Source organism: Nocardia sp. bgisy118 (assembly GCF_057708605.1).
The window spans coordinates 136439-154856 of the sequence record NZ_JBYISM010000019.1; the positions used below are offsets into that span (position 1 = coordinate 136439).

The following is an 18418-nucleotide window of genomic DNA, read 5'->3' on the forward strand; positions in this document are numbered from 1 at the left end:
CTTTTGCACAGCTCGGGGAGGTAGCGACAAATCGGATGGACGGCGGCCGGTAGTCTTGGGGGCTGTTACCAGCCGATTGTCGATCTTGGAGGACCCAGTCGTGGCTCTCGTTGTTCAGAAGTACGGAGGATCCTCGGTCGCTACCGCCGAGCGTATCCGGCGCGTCGCTGAACGGATCGTCGAGACCAAGAAGCAAGGCCACGACGTGGTGGTCGTCTGCTCGGCGATGGGCGACACGACCGACGAACTCCTCGATCTCGCCCAGCAGGTGGCGCCCGCGCCGCCCGCCCGCGAGATGGACATGCTGCTCACCTCCGGCGAGCGCATCTCCAACGCGCTGGTCGCCATGGCGATCCATTCGCTCGGCGCGGAGGCCCGCTCGTTCACCGGCTCGCAGGCGGGTGTGATCACCACCGGCGCGCACGGCAACGCGAAGATCATCGACGTCACCCCGAGCCGCCTGCGCGAGGCGCTCGACGAGGGCACCATCGTGCTGGTCGCCGGGTTCCAGGGCGTGAGCCAGGACAGCAAGGACGTCACCACGCTCGGTCGCGGCGGCTCCGACACCACCGCCGTCGCGCTGGCCGCGGCGCTGGAGGCCGACGTCTGCGAGATCTACACCGACGTGGACGGCGTCTTCACCGCCGACCCGCGGATCGTCTCCGACGCGCAGCGGCTCGAGCAGGTCTCCTACGAGGAGATGCTGGAGATGGCGGCCTGCGGCTCCAAAGTGCTGATGCTGCGCTGCGTCGAGTACGCGCGTCGCTACAACGTGCCCGTGCATGTTCGCTCGTCCTACACCGACAAGCAGGGCACCTACGTTTACGGATCGATGGAGGACATCCCCTTGGAGAAAGCAATCCTCACTGGCGTCGCGCACGACCGCAGCGAGGCCAAGGTGACCGTGGTCGGGCTGTCGGACGAGCCGGGATTCGCCGCCAAGGTGTTCCGTGCCATCGCCGACGCCGAGATCAACATCGACATGGTCCTGCAGAACATCTCCAAGGTGGAGACCGGCAAGACCGACATCACTTTCACACTGCCCAAGACCGAGGGCGCGCGCGCCGTCGAGATGCTCACCAAGCGCCAGGGTGAGATCGGCTTCTCTCAGGTGCTCTACGACGACCACATCGGCAAGGTGTCGCTGGTCGGCGCGGGCATGAAGAGCCACCCGGGCGTCACGGCGACGTTCTGTGAGGCGCTGGCCGACGCGGGCATCAACATCGACCTGATCTCCACCTCCGAGATCCGGATCTCGGTCCTGGTCAAGGACACCGAGCTGGACGACGCCGTGCAGGTGCTGCACCGCGCCTTCGATCTGGGCGGCGACGAGGTGGCCGTGGTGCATGCAGGAACGGGGCGATAAACCATGGGTATTCGAGTAGGAGTCGTCGGCGCGACCGGACAGGTCGGCGCCGTCATGCGGAAGCTGCTGGAGGAGCGCGACTTCCCGGCCGACGAGGTGCGGTTCTTCGCGTCCGCGCGCTCGGCGGGTAAGACGCTGCCGTGGCGCGGCGGCGAGATCGTGGTGGAGGACGCCGAGACGGCGGACCCCTCCGGCCTCGACATCGCGCTGTTCTCGGCGGGCGCCACCATGTCCCGGGTGCAGGCGCCGCGGTTCGCCGCCGCGGGCGTCACCGTCATCGACAACTCGTCGGCCTGGCGCAAGGACCCCGAGGTCCCGCTGGTGGTCAGCGAGGTCAACCCGGAGCAGACCCGCAACCTGGTCAAGGGCATCATCGCCAACCCCAACTGCACCACCATGGCCGCGATGCCGGTGCTCAAGCCGCTGCACGACGAGGCGGGCCTGACCAGGCTGGTCGTCTCCAGCTACCAGGCGGTCTCCGGTTCCGGCCTGGCCGGTGTCGACGAGCTGGCCTCGCAGGTGCGCGCGGTGATCGACGACGCCGAGAAGCTGGTGCACGACGGCAGCGCCGTGACCTTCCCCGCGCCGAACAAGTACGTCGCGCCGATCGCCTTCGACGTGATCCCGCTGGCCGGTTCGCTGGTCGACGACGAGTCCGGCGAGACCGACGAGGACCAGAAGCTGCGCAACGAGAGCCGCAAGATCCTCGGCATCCCCGAGCTCCTGGTGAGCGGCACCTGCGTGCGGGTTCCGGTCTTCACCGGCCACTCGCTGTCCATCAACGCCGAGTTCGCCAACCCGCTGTCGGTGGCGCGGGCCAAGGAACTGCTCGCCGGCGCGCCCGGCGTGAAGCTGGTCGACGTGCCGACGCCGTTGCAGGCCGCGGGCGCCGACGAGTCGCTCGTCGGCCGCATCCGCCAGGATCCCGGCGCGCCCGACGGTCGCGGTCTCGCGCTGTTCGTCTCCGGCGACAACCTGCGCAAGGGCGCGGCGCTCAACACCATTCAGATCGCCGAGGTGCTGCTCAGCGACCGCTGAGCCGGCTCGTCGCACCGGGCCGATTCGATCCGCCACCGGATCGGGTCGGCCCGGTGGTCGTATCGGGGGCTGGCACAATCGCTTCGGTAAGCGAGTTCGGCGTGGAGAGGTGTGGCCGGTGGGTTCGTATGTCGCCGTGCACATCGCGGACTGGCCGCGGCTGGCGCGGACGGTGTCCGAGCGGGCGCCGCGGCGGTTCGCGGACTTGGAGTGGCCCGACGAGGATCACCGCCAGCAGTACCCGATCGGCCTGCGCTGGCTGGACCGGACCGAGCAATGGATCGCCGAGTACCGTTTCCACGCCTACAGTTCCGCCGCGCTGCACTCCGAATTCGAAGCGGTGTGGCGCGATGCCCGCCTCTTCGTGCCGTGGGACGCACCGCCCGAGACGGCCGAGCTGATCACCGACACCGACCTGTTCCTTCGCGGCCTCTACGGCGCCGACCTGCCCGTCGAGCCCGCCGCTCACCAGCCGTGGAGCGGGCACAGCGACACCATCCGGCCCACCACCTGGCTCGCCCACTCACCGGCGCACCTGGCCACCCTCGCCAACCTGTGGGGCCGCATCGCCCCACGCATCTCCGACCTGCATCCCCACCTCGACCGCGAAACCGCCAACCGCCACCGCATCACCACCCCCGCCATCTTCGAACGCCTGCTGCGCGACTGGGGCGAGGTGGTCCACGAAGCCGACACCCGCCGTTGGGGACTGCTCGTCGATATGTGGTGAGCGGGCCACCGCACGTGCGCACGCGGTACGGAAAGACGGATCGTTCGTGCCCGAGAGGTCAGTGGATGCCGGGGGTGCGGGGGTCGTGGCCGAGGCAGACGACGATGAAGCAGCCCGGTGCGATATCCGCGAACGGGGGCGCGAGCTGGTAGTTCAAGCAGGAGAAGACATTGCAGCCCGGGTAGGCGGCCGGGCCGATGCCGAAGACCGCGAGCAGCAGGTTCGCGTCGACGAGCCGGCGCGGGTCCAACCGAATCGTCGGCTCGACGTACGGTCCTGGATCGGGGACGGGACTCTCGGGCATGGCGGCGAAGAGCATGCGGAAGAACTCGTACGGCAGTTCATCGGTGTTCTGCACGATGCCGGAGACGCCGTAGCTGCTGACGTTGCCGAAGACGCCGGTCCACACCACCATCAGGTCGAGCGAGGGCAGCACGAAAACGTTCTGCAAACCGAGCCCGGCCATCATGTACATGTCGGGCGGCATGAACGAGGGCGATTCCGCGCAGTCGGGGCCGAGCCAGAAGAGGTAGCCGTAGCACGGGTTCGGCCGGGACGGCGTCAGCGCCATTCGGAGATACTCTTCGGACACGAGTTGGTCTGCGCCCCAGCGGCCTTCGTTGCTCACCAGTAGGCCGAGCTTGGCGAGATCGTTCGGCGGGATCATCAGATGCGCGTAGCCGTAGGTATTTCCGGCGCGATCCTTGGCCCAGTAGTAGTCGCTGCGCAGAATGCCGAGCGGGTCGAACAACTCCCGCTGCGCGAACTGCTGAAATGGCTCGCCGATGGCCAGTTCGATGACGAACGTCAGCAGGTCGACGTTGCGCTGGCTGTAGCTGAAGACGGTGCCCGGCGGATTGTCCAGCGGCACAGCGAGCGCCTGCACCGCGCTGTGTGGATCGATGGGGACGACTCCGGTGATGCCCTCGGTGAGCACGCCCACCGTCATCCCGGAGGTCTCGGTGAGCAGGTCCTCGATCTGGATGGCGCGGTGCGCCGCGTCACCGAGGCCCGGGGGCAGGTACTTGTCGATCGGGGCGTCCAGATCGAGCAGGCCGCGGTCCCACGCGATGCCCGCGAGCAGCGAGACCACACTCTTGGTCACGCTCCAGACATTCCAGGCGACGTTGTCGGTCTTCGCGTTGTTCGGTCCCTTGCCGACCAGGCAGTTGTGCCGAAAGACCTGAACGTTGAATCGGTTTCGGTGACTGGCGAACTCCAGTGCGGCGGTGAGCAGTTCGGCGTCGAATCCGGCTTGTTCCGGAGCCGCGCGCTGCGCTTCCCGGCCGGAGCTGACCTCGCAGCGCGCCTGTTTCACGGTGGCGGCAGGGGCCGCGTGTGCGGGCGCGCCCACGAGACTTCCCGCGACAAGCGACACCGCAGCGATTCCAGCGAGGAAACCACAGAAACGCCCCATGAGGATGAGGCTAGCGCGCCGGACCCGCGCGGACCGGCCAACAGGCAGAGGCGCGCGTCACGAAAATCGTGGCGGCTCAGCGTGCCCGGCGGGTCACCGCGTAGAGCGCGACGCCGAGCGCGAGGACCCCGGCTCCGACGAGAACCGACGCGAGCGGCAGCGCGGCCGCGACGATCACGCAGCCGAGCGCTCCGACCACCGGAATCCAGCGGGCGGGCCGATCCTCCGCCGCGGTGAGCGTGCCCGCCGAGACATTGGCGACGAGGTAGTAGACCAGCACGGTGAACGACGAGAAGCCAATGGCCGCACGCAGGTCGAAGCTCGCCGCGACCACGGCCACCACCGCGCCGACGACCAGCTCCGCCCGGTGGGGCACGCCGAAGCGAGGATGTACAGCGGCGAGTGCGTGCGGCAGGTACCGGTCGCGGGCCATCGCCAGCGTCGTGCGTGACACGCCGAGCACGAGCGCGAGCAGTGAGCCCGCCGCCGCGACCACCGCGCCGATCCGCACCACCGGCTCCAGCGCCGGAGCGCCCGCCTCCGAGACGACCCTGGCCAGCGGATCGGTCGCCGCCGCGAGCCCGGCCGAGCCGAGCACCGCGAGAGCGGCGGCGGCCACCACGACGTAGACCACCAGCGCGATGGCCAGCGCGAGCATGATGGCGCGCGGAATGGTGCGTCGCGGCTCGCGCACTTCCTCGCCGAGGGTGGCGATCCGCGCGTACCCGGCGAAGGCGAAGAACAGCAGCCCGGCCGCTTCCAGCACGTCGCGCGGGCCGATCCGGTCCGGCAGCGCTGTCGCGGCGGTGTGCGTGCCGGACAGGCCGATCGCCGCCACCATCGCGAGCACCGCGAGCACGACCGCGACGATGATCCGGGTGGCCAGCGCGGATTTCTGCACGCCGGTGTAGTTGATCGCGGTGATCGCCAGCACCGCGGCGACCGCGACCGCGCGGGACTGCTCGGGCCAGGCGTAGTGGCCGACGGTCAGCGCCATCGCGGCGCACGAGGCCGTCTTGCCCACCACGAACGCCCACCCGGCCAGATATCCCCAGAACGGGCCGAGCCGTTCCCTGCCGTACACGTACGTCCCGCCCGAGACCGGATAGCGCGCCGCCAACCGGGCCGAGGACATCGCGTTGCAGTACGCGAGCAACGCGGCGACGGCGAGCGCGAGCAGCAGCCACGAGCCCGCGGCCTCGGCCGCCGGTGCGAGCGCGGCGAAGATCCCGGCGCCGATCATCGAGCCGAGACCGATCAGCACCGAGTCGGTGAGTCCGAGCCTGCGGTGCAGTGCCGAGTCGTACGAGGTCATGGCAGCATCTTGGACCGTTCAGGTTAACGGCGCTCGATAGGCGAAACGCCGCCAGGTCGGGGGGTAACCTGGCGGCGCCGCTGAGTCACCGGACGCCACGCCAGCGTCACGACTCGGGTGTCGACGTCCCACAAGCGCCTCTCGGCGAGTGGTCGCTCGAAGCGACGAAGGGTGCGGCCCGGGGCTGTTCCGGACGCCGACAGTGACCTTCAACGGGCTCCCGGATGGAACTATTCCGACGCTCGATTGTGGCGTGCATCACGTACGGCGCGCGGCATCGGGTGAGCGCGCGACGCGATGTTTCTGGAGGGTAACGGTTTAGGATCGTCGGGGTATTCGTGTGCTCGAACGGGGGACTGCCGTGACCGATGATCCGGTGCTGGTCGAAATGCTTGCCGCGCTGGACCGGAGCCCTGACGTGCTCGCTCTGCGGTTGCGGGTGATCGAACTGCTCGCCGAGCGCGGCCGCCACGCCGAGGCGCTCGCCCAGTGCGGCGCGGCGCTGAGCCAGGAGCCGGGCAACGCGCGGGCCGTGGAACTGCTCCAGCAGTGCACCGCCGCGCTCGCGGGCGGCGCCGCATCGGCCGCGACCGCGCCGCAGGCCGAAAGTTCGCCCGCCGCAACGACTCCCGACGGCTCCGCGCCGGACGTCGAACCCGCTCCCCAGGCGGAGCCCGAAACGGCTGCCGCTGACTACGACTGGGCGGCCGCCGAGGACCAGGTGTCCGACATCGTCGCACCGGCCTTCGTCGACTCGGGCCCAACGGAATACGCCGCCGCCACTGATACGGGCCTGTTCTCCCGCGCCAAGGTGACGCTGGCCGATGTCGGCGGCATGGAGGAAGTCAAGCGACAGCTCGACCTCACTCTGCTCGGCCCGCTGCGAAACCCCGAGCTGGCCAAGGCATTCGGCACCTCGGCGCGCGGCGGCCTGCTGCTGTACGGCCCGCCCGGCTGCGGCAAGACCTTCATCGCCTCGGCGGTGGCGGGCGAGCTCGGCGCGAATTTCTATCCGATCGAGATCGCCGACATCCTCGACATCTACACCGGCGCCAGCGAGCGCAACCTGCACAGCGTGTTCGAGGTGGCCCGTCGCAACGCGCCGTGCGTGCTGTTCCTGGACGAGGTGGACGCGCTCGGCCACAAGCGCAGCCAGATGTCCAGCTCGGCGACCATGCGCACCGTGGTGAATCAGCTGTTGAACGAGATGGATTCGGCCACCGTCGACAACGAGGGCGTCTACATCCTCGGCGCGACCAACCACCCGTGGGACATCGACGTCGCGCTGCGCAGGCCGGGGCGCTTCGACCGGATGATCCTGGTCGCGCTGCCTGATCCCGCCGCGCGCAAGGCGATCCTGCACTACCACCTGCGCGAGCGTCCGGTGGCGGGGATCGACCTCGGCGCGATCGCCGCGCGCACCGAGGGGTTCTCGGGCGCCGACCTGGCGCACGTCTGCACCTCGGCCACCCAGTTGGCCATGGCGGAATCGATCCGCACCGGCACCGTCCGGCCCATCGGTATGGCGGATCTGGAGGCCGCGATGGCCGCGATCAAGCCGAGTGCGGGCGCGTGGTTCGAATCCGCCCGCAACGTGGTCGAATTCGCCAACGGCGACGGCAGCTACGACGAGCTCGCCCTGTACATGAAGCGAATGAAGATGCGCTGAAAAGCCCGGTCGCATGACTACTTTCGCGCACGACGAGGTCGCCCGTGCCAAGGTCCTCATCGACCTCGGCCGGATCGACGCGGCGCGGGCGAAGCTGGGCGCGGTGCTCGCCGCCGATCCCGACAACGCCGACGCGCTGATGCTGATGGGCTACGCCTGGTTTCGCACCGGTGAGTACGAGAGGTCCGTCGGCTACAGCGCCGCCGCGCTGGCCGTCTTCCCCGACTACCAGTCCGCGCTGCGGGTGCTCGCGCTGGCCGAACAGGAACTGGCGCACCTGGCCGAGGACGATGCCGCGGAGCGGCAACGGCACTACGACCGCGCGCTGGCCGCGGCCACCCGCAGCGCGGAACTGGACCCGGAGTACGTCGAGAACCTGCGCCTGCTCGCGGGTGTCCAGTCGGCGACGGATCCGGCCGTGGCGCTGGCGACCATCGACCGGGCCATCGAGATCGACCCCGACCACGCCGATCTGCACCGGGTCCGCGGTTCGATCCTGCGCCGCGGCGGGATTTCCGTGCCGGGCGCGGAAGCGGCTCTGCGCGAGGCGCTTCGGCTGCAACCCGAGCACGTCGATGCCACGCAGGAACTCGCGCTGCTCGACCTGGACCGCGGTGATCGCGAAGCGGGCGAGCGCGGCTTGCGCCTTGTCGCGCAGTGGGATCCGAGCCGCGCGGACTTCGTGCGCGCGACCCTGGCCGCGGTGGAGGAACAGGCCGAATCGCCGGCCGGGCCCGAGCTTTCGTCCCCGTACATGCCGCAGCCGCCGGAAGCGCGGTACCTGCCGGAGGCGCCGCGGTCGAACTGGCGGCTCTGGACCGCGTTGGCGTTCGGGGTCTTTCTGGTGCTCCGTCTGGTTCTCGCCGCGGCGGGCACGCCGTCCGAGCCGGCTCCACCGCGCCCGTTGCCGACGCGCCATCTTCCGACGCCCATCGCCCCGCCGTATCTGCCGACGGGGCGCTATCTGCCGCCGACGCTGCGGCCATGGCCGACGGATTTCCCCCGGCCGGGTGTCACACCGCCGCGCATGACGCCGCCGTTGACGGTGCCGCCGCGGGTGACGCTGCCGGTGAATTGAGCGGATCGGCGCGATGCGTCCGCGCACCGGCGCATCCACCGCGCTCGGCCCTGCGGCCCGTCAGGAAACCGTCGCTCGCACCGGCGTGAACAATGCCCCGAGCGCCGAGCCGATCTGCCCGACGGCACGTTCGACCGGGCCGAGCGGCTGGAAGAGATGGCTGAGGGTCAGCCGGATGACGGTCTCGATGCGCGTCGCGAGCTCGTCGTCCGACAGTTCGGCGAGCGCGTACCGCGCGCGCACCGCGCCGGTGACCGCGCCCAGCGCCCGGCCGAGGACAGGCTCGGGCTCGGTCATCAGGGTCGGCAGCAAGGCGGCGTTGGCGGGCGAGCGCCCGGACAACACGGCCCCGAGCAGTTCGTTGTCGGAGCCGGTGCGCAGCGTGTAGCCGACCGCGGCGGTCAGGCCCGCGATCACGTCGTCGGAATGCGCGGCCAGGCTGTCGTCGATGCCGACCAGGAAGGTCTCCAACTCGTGCCGGATGACCAGGTCGGCGAGGTCCTGTTTGGTGCCGATCTCCTTGTAGAGGACCGGGCGGCTGACGCCGACCTCCTTGGCCACGCGCGACATGTTCACCGCACCCCAGCCCTCGGTGCACACGAGTTCGCGCGCGGTCTCGATAACGCGCTCGCGGAGCAGTAAGCGCATCCGGGTGTGAAAACTCGACGCTTCAGGCACGTCATCCATCGTACACATCAGCACGATTTGTCTGAGCTATTGACACTTGTGCACTGGGTGTATTCCAATTGGACAAGAGAGCACGTTTGTAAAGTGCTCGACACCACACCGCAGTGGCGCGAGTGCCTACCCGGTCCGGGCGCCGGCTTCTGCCCGGACCGCGCGCAAGTCCCCGAGGAGATCGAGAATGACGACATCCCCAACCGATGCGCCCGCACAGGCGCTGCAATGGCGCGACCGCAAGCGCTATCTGTGGCTGTTCGGCCTGGTGGCGCCCACCGCCGTGCTGCTCGCGACCTGGCTGGTCTGGGTGTTCAACGAGCTCGGGCTGCAGGAGGTGTCGCCGGTCTGGTGGTGGATCGGCCCGCTGCTGGTCTACGTGCTGCTGCCGATCCTGGACCGCTTCTTCGGTCCCGACGGGCAGAACCCGCCGGAAGAGGTGATGGAGCAGCTGGAGAACGACAAGTACTACCGGTACTGCACCTACGCCTACATTCCGCTGCAACTGATGAGCCTGGTGTTCGCCTGCTATCTGTGGACGGCGACGGACCTGTCCTGGCTCGGCATCGACGGCGGCCTCGGGCTGATCTCGAAGATCGGCCTCGCGCTGAGCATCGGCACGATGGGCGGCGTCGGCATCAACACCGCGCACGAACTGGGCCACAAGAAGGACGAGCTGGAGCGCTGGCTGTCCAAGATCACCCTCGCCCAGACGTTCTACGGCCACTTCTACATCGAGCACAACCGCGGCCACCACGTGCGTGTCGCGACACCCGAGGACCCGGCCAGCGCGCGTTTCGCCGAGACGTTCTGGGCCTTCCTGCCGCGGAGCGTGTGGGGCAGCCTGCGTTCGTCCTGGGAGCTGGAGAAGACCCGCCTGCAGCGAATGGGCAAGAGCCCGTGGACGATTCACAACGACGTGCTCAACGCCTGGCTGATGTCGGTGGTGCTGTGGGGCGCGCTGGTCGCGGTGTTCGGCCCGGTCGTGCTGCCGTACCTGATCATTCAGGCGGTCTACGGTTTCTCGCTGCTGGAGACGGTGAACTACCTGGAGCACTACGGCCTGCTGCGGCAGCGGGCCGCGTCGGGCCGTTACGAGCGGTGCACGCCGGAGCACAGCTGGAACTCCGACCACATCGTCACCAATATCTTCCTGTACCACCTGCAGCGGCACAGCGACCATCACGCCAACCCGACTCGGCGGTATCAGACCCTGCGCAGCATGGATGGCGCGCCGAACCTACCGAGCGGCTATGCCAGCATGATCGGGCTGGCCTATCTGCCCCCGCTGTGGCGCAAGGTGATGGATCACCGTGTGCTCGCGCACTACGACGGTGACATCACCCGGGTGAACATCCAGCCGAGCAAGCGGGAGCGCGTGCTGGCGAAGTACGAGGTGCGGTGATGGCCGTCTACCGCTGTCCCGGTTGCGATTACACCTACGACGAGGTCGCGGGCGCGCCCCGCGAGGGCTTCCCGCCGGGCACGCCGTGGTCCGCGGTGCCCGACGACTGGTGCTGCCCCGACTGCGGCGTCCGGGAAAAGCTCGACTTCGAAAACCCTTCCATCACTACAGCAGGACACGAACTATGAAAACCGATTACAAACTCTTCCAATGCGTGCAGTGCGGCTTCGAGTACGACGAAGCGCTCGGCTGGCCCGAGGACGGCATCGAGCCCGGCACCCGCTGGGACGACATCCCCGACGACTGGTCCTGCCCCGATTGCGGCGCGGCCAAAGCGGATTTCGAGATGGTCGAGGTCAGTCGCGCATGACCGAACGGATCGTGATCGTCGGCGCGGGGGTCGCGGGCGCCACCGCGGCCAAGACCCTTCGCGCCGAAGGGTATTCGGGACGCATCGTGCTGGTCGGGGCCGAAGACGGCCTGCCGTACCGGCGTCCCATGGTCTCGAAGGAGATGCTGGCGGGCGCCGCGGTCGAGCGAAGGACGCTGCTCGACACCGCGGAGTCCTGGCGTGACAAGGACATCGAGCTGCGCACCGGCGTCACGGTGGAGGACATCGACACCGAGCGGCGGCAAGTGCGACTGGCAGGCGGCGAGAAGCTCGGCTACGACCGCCTGCTGCTGGCGACCGGCGCGCGCGCCCGCAGCCTGCCCGCCCCGCAGCGCCATGTGCACACGCTGCGCGGCGCCGCCGACATCGGGCCGCTGCGCGCGGCGATCGACGCGGGCAAATCACTGTTGATCGTCGGCGGCGGCCTGGTCGGATGCGAGGTCGCGGCGACCGCCCGGTCGCTCGGGGCCGAAGTCACCGTCGTGCATGCCGGATCGGCCCCGCTCGACCGCGTCGCCCCGCCCTCGGTGGGCTCGTTCTACCGAAAGCTGCACGCCGACAACGGCGTCGAGATTCTGGACGAGGTGACGCTGACCCGTCTCGAGGGTCACGAGGACGGTGTCACGGCGACCGCGCGCGACGGCCGGATATGGGGGGCGGGCGTGGCGCTGATCGCCATCGGCTCGGTTCCCGACACCGAGCTCGCCGAGACGGCCGGCCTGGCCGTCGACAACGGCGTCCTCGTCGACGAGCACTATCGCACCTCCGCGCCAGGGGTCTACGCGGCGGGCGACGCCGCCAACCGGTTCGATCCCGACCTCGGCGCGCACGAACGCACAGAGCACTGGAACAGCGCGCTGGCGCAGGGCGTGGCCGCCGCGAAGTCGATGCTCGGCAAACCGGTTGCCCGCCAGGATGTCTCGTGGGGCTGGTCCACCCAGTACGGGATCAATCTCCAGTTCGCGGGCCGGATGCGGCACGACGACGACTTCGTGCTGCGCGGCACGCTCGCCGAGCCGAACTTCACCGTCCTCGCCCTGCGCCGTCGTCGCCTGGTCGGCGCGGTCGCCATCGCCAGGCCGTCGGACATCCGCGCGGCCCGCGAGCTGATCGGTCACGGCGCGGTTCTCGACCTCGTCGCGTGGTCCGACGAATCGCTGGACCTGGCCGAACTCGTCACCCGTCATCGCGTCGGCGTCGCGCAGCGCTGACCCCTGCAACGGGGTCGGGGCCGCGCTGGCGAGCAAGGTCGGCAACCGCAGCATCACCGCCGTCGGCCTGACGATCACCGCCGCGGGCTTCGGGATGCTCACCTTGCTGGAGCCGAATTCGGGCTGCTGGCTGCCCGCGCTCGCCATGGCCGTGATGGGCGGCGGCTTCGGTCTTGCGATGCCCGCCACGATCGGCGCGCTGATGGGCGCGGTGCCCGGTGAGTACGCGGGCGTCGGCTCGGCGCTCAACGACACCATCCAGCAGGCGGGCGCCGCCCTCGGCGTCGCTGTGCTCGGCGCGGTGCTGTCGAGCACCTACTCCGACGCGATGCCCGCGGGCGCTCCGGAAACCGGTCGCCAGTCCATCTCCGACGCGCTGGTCATCAGCGCCGCCACCGGTGACGGCGGCCTTGCCGAGGCCGCACGGGCGGCCTTCACCTCCGGGATGTCGACCACCTTCGTCGTGGCCGCCTGCTCGGTGCTCGCCGCCGCCGCGCTCTCGCTGGTTCTGCTGCGCGAACGCGGGCTGGACGCACCGGACGCGGAACCGGACGAGGCCGTCGAGGCGCCGGCCGCCGAATCTGCTCGCTGAGCGAACCACGAACGCCCCCGGCCGAAAAGGCCGGGGGCGCGGTCGTTTTGGTCATCGGAAGGTCGGCGGAACGAGCCCCAAGCGACTCTTCGGTTCGCCGAAATACGGCGGATCGAACTCGAGGGAGACCTGGCCGAACGTGCGGCCAGGTTGCACTTTCACTACAGCAGACCCCACCAGTACAGGATTGTGGCAAGGATCCAGACCACCACGGTTTCCATCGTCGCTCCAATCATCGATCACACCGATTCCATCATCGCTCGCGCGGCGCGGAAGTGTTAGCGAATCCCGATCTGCCTGGGGATTCGTCCATGCAAGGTGTTCTTAAGCCCGCGCCAAGACGCAGGCCGCATTGTTTGTGACAACACCGGATCGACCGGAACCACGGACCTCACGAAGGACGCACAGACGATGATCGGCAAGCTGACCACCGCCCTCGCTCTCTCGACGACCACCGCCGCCCTGGTGTTCGGCGCGGGCGCCGCCGCGGCGGATACCGGCGTCCCCGGTGTCGCGCTCACCGGCCAGGCCACCTGCACCCACAAGGACGACCGGATCGAGATCGAGATCGCCGCCCCGGTCGTCTACGCCCAGCCCGGCTACCGCCCCGGCGAGCACCAGCAGATCCGGTACCGCACCGTCGTCTACGACGCCGCCCAGCACACGCTGGCCAGCGCGGGGGAGTGGGAGAAGGGCAAGGCCACCGACACCAAGCCCGCCGAGATGGACGACACCGAGGTCAAGGTGCTGCGCAACGACCCGAACGCCTACCAGGTCGTGCAGCAGGTCGAGTGGCTGGCGCCGGACGGGGAGAACCCGGTCGCCAGTACCGATCTCGCCGCCACCGGCTACCTGATCAAGGACGGCCGCACCGTACTCGGCACCTTCGAGTACTGCCAGTAACCAAGGGGAAGGGGGGACAAGCCACCACCGGGGGTGGGAACCGGGCGCGAGCTGTCCACGAGGGGTGACAGCTCGGGCCCCGGGGATAACCCGGCCGGGTCGGTCCAACGAGGGGTGACCGACCCGGCCGGATCCCTCCGGCGGCGCCATCGACGGCTCTTCCTGGAGCTGGCGGGCGAAGGAGGATCGCCCCCTGCCGAAGGTAACCGTCCGGTCGCAGGCCAGGAGTTCCGCCCGAAGGTATGGGCGGGCCGGTTCACGAGGGGTAACCGGCCCGCCCCATCGTTGTCACCTCGGTGAGCGGCGTTCACGGTAAGTTCGTTTGCGGCTGCGAACGTCCGGCTGTCACGCTGGATGGATGGAACGATCGGTCACACCGACCGGGCCTGCCTATCGCCTGCTGGCCCTCGATCACGAGACGCAGTTGCGCCTTGCCGAAAAGCGGTTGCTCGACGAGTTCGCCACCATGTTCGCGCCGGAAATCGTTGTCGGTTACCTCTTTTCGTCGTACGAGGCGTTCGTCGCGCGCGCTACGGTGACGCTGTACCTGCCGGTGCTCGCGGAACGATTTGCTCGCCAGCAGCTGGAAGCCAGGGCGAAGGTGGAAGGCAAAGTGGCGCAACCGCGTCCGATCGTCTTGTTTTTGTGCACGCACAACGCGGGCCGCTCCCAGATCGCGCTCGGCTTCTTCTCACATTTCGCACGCGGGCGGGCGGTGGCCTGGTCGGGCGGCTCGGAGCCGAGCGCGCAGCTCAATCCCGCGGCGGTCGAAGCGATGGCCGAGGTCGGGATCGACATCTCGGGCGAATACCCGAAACCGTGGACCGACGAGATCATTCGGGCCGCCGACGTCATCGTCACGATGGGCTGTGGAGACACTTGCCCGCTGGTGCCGGGTCCGCGCTACCTGGAGTGGATCATCGAGGACCCGGCCGGATTGGAGGTCGAGCAGGTGCGGCCCATCCGCGACGACGTCGGGCGGCGGGTCGAGGACCTGCTCGCGGAACTCGGTGTGTCGGTGGGCGATGACCGCAGAGCTCAGCCGACCGACTGCGCCGAGTAGTCGGGCAGCTCGTAGGACTCGGTCGCGGTGAGCATCCGCATCATCAGCGGCTTCATCACCTTGGTCGTCATCAATCGGGACACCGCGTGGCCCACGCGGATGCCGAACCTGGTCTTCGGGGTCATCGACCGCAGACCGCCGGGCGGCAGCTCCTGCGCCTTGGCGACGAAGGGGCGCAACACTTCCTCGTAGCGAGACAACGCGCGCTCCGGATCCGTTGCGTGCGTCGCGATTTCACCGGCCAGCACGTAGGCGCCCACCAGTGCCATCGCGGTGCCCTGTCCGGTCAGCGCCGAACCGCAGTATCCGGCGTCGCCGAGCAGGGCGACCCGGCCGCTGATCCAGCTCGGCATGTCGATGCGGGCGAGTTCGTCGAAGTAGAAGTCCTCGGCTTCGGTCATCGCGGCGGTGATGACGCCCGAATGCCAGCCGCCGCCCGCGAGGCGCTCCCTGATGAACTGCTGCTGCGCTTCGACATCGCGGCGCAGCGCGGGATCGGCGGCGGCGCGCAGCATGATGATCGCCTTGGAGGTCGCCGGATCGGCGTCCGGGCGCAGGCCGATGCCCGTCGCGCCGACCAGCGAGTGCATCGAGAACCAGTGCGGCTCGGTGTCTTTCGGGGTCGGCATGGTGAAGAAGGACATGTAGCCGCCCAGGTAGGTCGCGAAGTCCTGCTCCGGTCCGAACACCAATCGCCGTGTGGCGGAGTGCAGTCCGTCGGCGCCGATGAGAATGTCGAAGCGCTCGACGGCGCCTGAGGCGAAGGTGACCTCGATGCCCGCGGTGTCCTGCCGGACCTCGGTGATCCACTCGCCGTAGCGGTAGTCGACCCCGCCCTCCTTCGCCAGCGCGTCGAGCAGTACCTCGTTCAGATCGCCCCTGGTGATCTCGATTTCGGCGACGCCGCCCTTGCCCTCGAACAGTTCGGCGGGCATGCGCAGCGTCTCCCGGCCCGCGGCGTCGACGTAGAGCATGCCGCGCTCGTCCAGCTGCCTGGCCTTGATGCCGGGCATCAGGCCCATACGCTCGGCGACGTCGCGGCTGGGTCCGCGCAGATCGACCGCCTGCCCGCCGGGACGCGGCGCGGCGGCGCGCTCGACGACGGTGGTCTGGATGCCTGCGCGAAGCAGTTGCAGCGCGACGGCATTGCCGCCGATGCCGCCGCCGCTGATCAGCACGCGCGGGGAGTTCGGGCTGTGGGAGATGCTCATGGTCTGTTCCTCGTTAGATCGAATGTCTAAGACAAATGTCTAACAGAAGGGTTGAACGTTTGTCTAGTACAAATGTCTGAAACGGCGCCGACCAGGGCGTTCGGACGACGATGGCCCGGCAGCGGGCAGCTGCCGGGCCATCGGGCGCGGAATCAGTTGGCGGCGTTCAGGTATGCCTTCCAACCGCCGAATTCGGTGATGTCGGTGGCGGCCAGCGCGGCGTCGTAGGTGCAGGCGAAACCGATGACCGACCGGCCGTTGTCGAGTTCGATGCTGGTCAGCGCCATGGGCGCGGGCAGCTCCGCGAGGAAGCCGCCGAGCCCGGCGCGCGAGACCGTGAACAGCTCGCCGAGAATCGGCGCGCCGAGTCCCGCGCCGTGCCGGACCAGCCCCGGCTTGGCGGGCACGGTGTCGAGGGCGGTCAGCCGATAGGCATCGCTGGTGCGGATTTCCCCGGCGAACCGGGCGCCGATCCCCTCGAGCTGCCAGTGCAGCGGCTGGCCGCGCAGATGCGCGCCGAACACGGCCAGTTGCACGCCGTCCCGGACCAGGAGGGGCGCCTGCTCCAGGCCGCTCACGCGGGCGGCGATATCGATCGCGACCTGATCGCCGAAGGCGGGCGTCACCACCATCACGCCGAAGGGAGCGCCCGCCGCGGTTGCCGCGCCGGGAACGGCGACGGCGGCCATGTCCAGCAGGTTGCAGAAGTTGGTGTAGGTGCCCATGCGCCGGTTGATGTCGACCGGATCCGCCTGCACCGCGGCGATACTCGGGTGCTCGGTGGTGGTCGGGAGCAGCAGCGCGTCGCAGTCCCGCAGCAGCAGCGCCGCGTCGGCACGGGCACGGGTCAACGCGTCGAGGTCGGCGGCGAAGGCCGGGCCGGTGGTGGACGCGGCCGCGCCGATGATGGCCGCCACCGTGGGATCCGCGCCCGCCGGACGGGTCGCCAGGAATTCCCCCACCGCGGCATAGCGTTCCGCGACGATCGCGCCGTCGTAGAGCAAGCGGGCGGCGTCCAGCAGCGGCGAGATGTCCAGCTCGACCGTCTCGATGCCGGAATCGGCCACGGCGGCAACGGTTCTGGTGAAGGCGTCGCGGTAGTCGTCGGTCAGGACGGCGAGGTTCGCGGCGCGCGGCACCGCGAGGCGCGGAGTTCGCGGCGCGGCGAACCGCACGTCGGCGGGCCAGGCGCGGCTGCGCGGGTCTCCCGCATCGGGCCCGGCCATCACGGCCGCGGCGGCGACCGCCCCGTCGAGATCCTTCGCGAACACCGTGACGGCGTCGTAGTCCGCGCAGGCCGGGACGAGGCCGTGCGCGGGAATGATCCCCAGCGTGGCTTTGAGGCCGACGATGCCGTGCAGCGCCGCGGGCACCCGCCCGGACCCGGCGGTGTCGGTGCCGACGCCGATGTCCACCAGTCCGAGCGCGACCGCGACGGCCGAACCCGAGGACGAGCCGCCGGAGATCAGTTCGGGACGATGGGCATGCCGGACCGCGCCGTACGGGCTCCGGGTACCGACCAGGCCGGTGGCGAACTGGTCCAGGTTCGTCTTGCCGAGCACGATCGCCCCCGCCGCTTGCAGCCGTGCGACGGCTGCCGCGGTAACCGTTGCCGGATAGGCGAATTCGGGGCAGGCCGCGGTGGTGGGCAAGCCCGCCACGTCGATGTTGTCCTTGACCGCGACCAGCTGTCCGGCCAGCGGCAGCGTCTCGCCCGCGGCCAGCCGTCGCTCCACCTCGGCCGCGTCGGCGACGGTCTCGTGCTCGGGTCGCAGCGTGATCCACACCTCGGGGCGATCCACCTCGGCGATGCGCCGATAGGCGGCCGCGACCCGCGCGGTGGGCGAGTCCCGATGGGCGGTGGTGCATGGAACGCCAGCGGTCATTCAGTCCACTCCGATCACTGCTAGCGGGGTACCCGGCGCCACCTTGGCGCCCGGCGCGGTCAGCACCCTGAGCACCGTGCCCGCGCCCGGGCTGTGCACGGGCAGCTCCAGCTTCATGGCCTCCAGGATGGCGACCGGCGCACCGGCGTCGAGCCGCTGCCCCTCCTCGACCTCGACGCGCCACACATTGCCGATCATCGGCGCCGTCACCACGGTGGCGTCGGCGGGCAGCCCGGCCAACGGATCGGCGACGGGTTCTTGCGGAGCCGGTGCGGTCGTGGTGCGCTCGAACTCGCCCGCCGCGTGCCACGCGCGCTTCTCCGCCTCGAACGCGGCCGTCTGCCGCTCCTCGAATTCCGCGATGGAGGCGGCGTTCTCGGCGAGCAGGCGCAGGTGGTCGGCCAGCGCGAAGGTGCCATCGCCGACTTCGGCGTCGAACCGGCCCGGGGGGGGGGGGGGGGGGGG

At 69.6% G+C, this 18418-nt stretch carries 18 protein-coding genes; 12 read left to right on the top strand and 6 right to left on the bottom strand.

What is annotated here, in order from left to right:
* The first annotated feature begins 100 nt into the window (after positions 1–100).
* The 3 genes from AC3EO7_RS23100 (at position 101) to AC3EO7_RS23110 (ending at position 3134) form a co-directional block, all read left to right on the top strand.
* Entirely contained in the window at positions 101–1366 is a 1266-nt protein-coding gene (locus tag AC3EO7_RS23100; RefSeq protein ID WP_431966700.1) for an aspartate kinase, read from the top strand.
* A 3-nt stretch (positions 1367–1369) separates the two neighbouring features.
* The gene (locus AC3EO7_RS23105) at positions 1370–2404 is read left to right on the top strand and encodes an aspartate-semialdehyde dehydrogenase (RefSeq protein WP_431966702.1); all 1035 of its coding nucleotides are present in this window, start codon (positions 1370–1372) and stop codon (positions 2402–2404) included.
* Positions 2405–2522: 118 nt separating this feature from the next.
* A complete protein-coding gene (locus tag AC3EO7_RS23110; RefSeq protein WP_435592364.1) occupies positions 2523–3134 on the top strand; it encodes a hypothetical protein in 612 nt (203 codons plus the stop codon).
* Positions 3135–3192: 58 nt separating this feature from the next.
* Here the strand turns inward: AC3EO7_RS23110 and AC3EO7_RS23115 are convergent, their stop codons facing one another.
* A complete protein-coding gene (locus AC3EO7_RS23115) occupies positions 3193–4512 on the bottom strand; it encodes a serine hydrolase domain-containing protein (protein WP_435592365.1) in 1320 nt (439 codons plus the stop codon).
* 115 nt (positions 4513–4627) lie between these two features.
* The gene (locus AC3EO7_RS23120; protein WP_431966708.1) at positions 4628–5866 is read right to left on the bottom strand and encodes an APC family permease; all 1239 of its coding nucleotides are present in this window, start codon (positions 5864–5866) and stop codon (positions 4628–4630) included.
* A gap of 361 nt (positions 5867–6227) precedes the next feature.
* On the opposite strand from AC3EO7_RS23120, the gene AC3EO7_RS23125 reads away from it, so the two are divergent.
* Both AC3EO7_RS23125 and AC3EO7_RS23130 read left to right on the top strand, forming a co-directional pair.
* Positions 6228–7535, top strand: coding sequence for an ATP-binding protein (locus AC3EO7_RS23125; RefSeq protein ID WP_431966710.1), 1308 nt, complete (start codon positions 6228–6230; stop codon positions 7533–7535).
* A gap of 13 nt (positions 7536–7548) precedes the next feature.
* Positions 7549–8613 carry a tetratricopeptide repeat protein gene (locus AC3EO7_RS23130; protein ID WP_431966712.1) on the top strand — a complete coding sequence of 355 codons (1065 nt, stop codon included), beginning with the start codon at positions 7549–7551 and terminating at the stop codon, positions 8611–8613.
* Between the two features lie 60 nt (positions 8614–8673).
* Here the strand turns inward: AC3EO7_RS23130 and AC3EO7_RS23135 are convergent, their stop codons facing one another.
* Entirely contained in the window at positions 8674–9291 is a 618-nt protein-coding gene (locus AC3EO7_RS23135) for a TetR/AcrR family transcriptional regulator (protein ID WP_431966714.1), read from the bottom strand.
* 187 nt (positions 9292–9478) lie between these two features.
* Here AC3EO7_RS23135 and AC3EO7_RS23140 point away from each other — a divergent pair, with 187 nt between their 5' ends.
* The 7 genes from AC3EO7_RS23140 (at position 9479) to AC3EO7_RS23170 (ending at position 14856) form a co-directional block, all read left to right on the top strand.
* Complete coding sequence (locus tag AC3EO7_RS23140; protein ID WP_435592366.1) at positions 9479–10696, top strand: alkane 1-monooxygenase; 1218 nt, start codon at positions 9479–9481, stop codon at positions 10694–10696.
* Positions 10696–10884, top strand: coding sequence for a rubredoxin (locus AC3EO7_RS23145; protein WP_431966718.1), 189 nt, complete (start codon positions 10696–10698; stop codon positions 10882–10884). Before AC3EO7_RS23140 ends, AC3EO7_RS23145 begins: the two co-directional genes overlap by 1 nt.
* Positions 10881–11066 (top strand): rubredoxin, encoded by a 186-nt coding sequence (locus tag AC3EO7_RS23150; RefSeq protein WP_431966720.1) that lies wholly within the window; start codon positions 10881–10883, stop codon positions 11064–11066. Before AC3EO7_RS23145 ends, AC3EO7_RS23150 begins: the two co-directional genes overlap by 4 nt.
* Complete coding sequence (locus tag AC3EO7_RS23155; RefSeq protein WP_431966722.1) at positions 11063–12298, top strand: NAD(P)/FAD-dependent oxidoreductase; 1236 nt, start codon at positions 11063–11065, stop codon at positions 12296–12298. Before AC3EO7_RS23150 ends, AC3EO7_RS23155 begins: the two co-directional genes overlap by 4 nt.
* A 94-nt stretch (positions 12299–12392) precedes the next feature.
* Positions 12393–12890 (top strand): MFS transporter, encoded by a 498-nt coding sequence (locus tag AC3EO7_RS23160; protein WP_435592367.1) that lies wholly within the window; start codon positions 12393–12395, stop codon positions 12888–12890.
* Between the two features lie 411 nt (positions 12891–13301).
* On the top strand, positions 13302–13793 hold the full coding sequence (locus AC3EO7_RS23165; RefSeq protein ID WP_431966724.1) for a hypothetical protein: 492 nt from the start codon (positions 13302–13304) through the stop codon (positions 13791–13793).
* A 358-nt stretch (positions 13794–14151) separates the two neighbouring features.
* Positions 14152–14856, top strand: coding sequence for an arsenate reductase ArsC (locus AC3EO7_RS23170; protein ID WP_431966726.1), 705 nt, complete (start codon positions 14152–14154; stop codon positions 14854–14856).
* On the opposite strand, the gene AC3EO7_RS23175 is transcribed toward AC3EO7_RS23170, so the two are convergent.
* The 3 genes from AC3EO7_RS23175 to AC3EO7_RS23185 form a co-directional block, all read right to left on the bottom strand.
* The gene (locus tag AC3EO7_RS23175; protein ID WP_435592368.1) at positions 14832–16067 is read right to left on the bottom strand and encodes an FAD-dependent monooxygenase; all 1236 of its coding nucleotides are present in this window, start codon (positions 16065–16067) and stop codon (positions 14832–14834) included. The genes AC3EO7_RS23170 and AC3EO7_RS23175 overlap by 25 nt on opposite strands.
* A gap of 152 nt (positions 16068–16219) precedes the next feature.
* The gene (atzF, locus tag AC3EO7_RS23180; RefSeq protein WP_435592369.1) at positions 16220–17953 is read right to left on the bottom strand and encodes an allophanate hydrolase; all 1734 of its coding nucleotides are present in this window, start codon (positions 17951–17953) and stop codon (positions 16220–16222) included.
* Positions 17954–18418 (bottom strand): acyl-CoA carboxylase biotin carboxyl carrier protein subunit (locus AC3EO7_RS23185; RefSeq protein WP_435592370.1); only part of this gene is annotated, 465 nt, incomplete at its 5' end. It abuts the gene before it with no gap.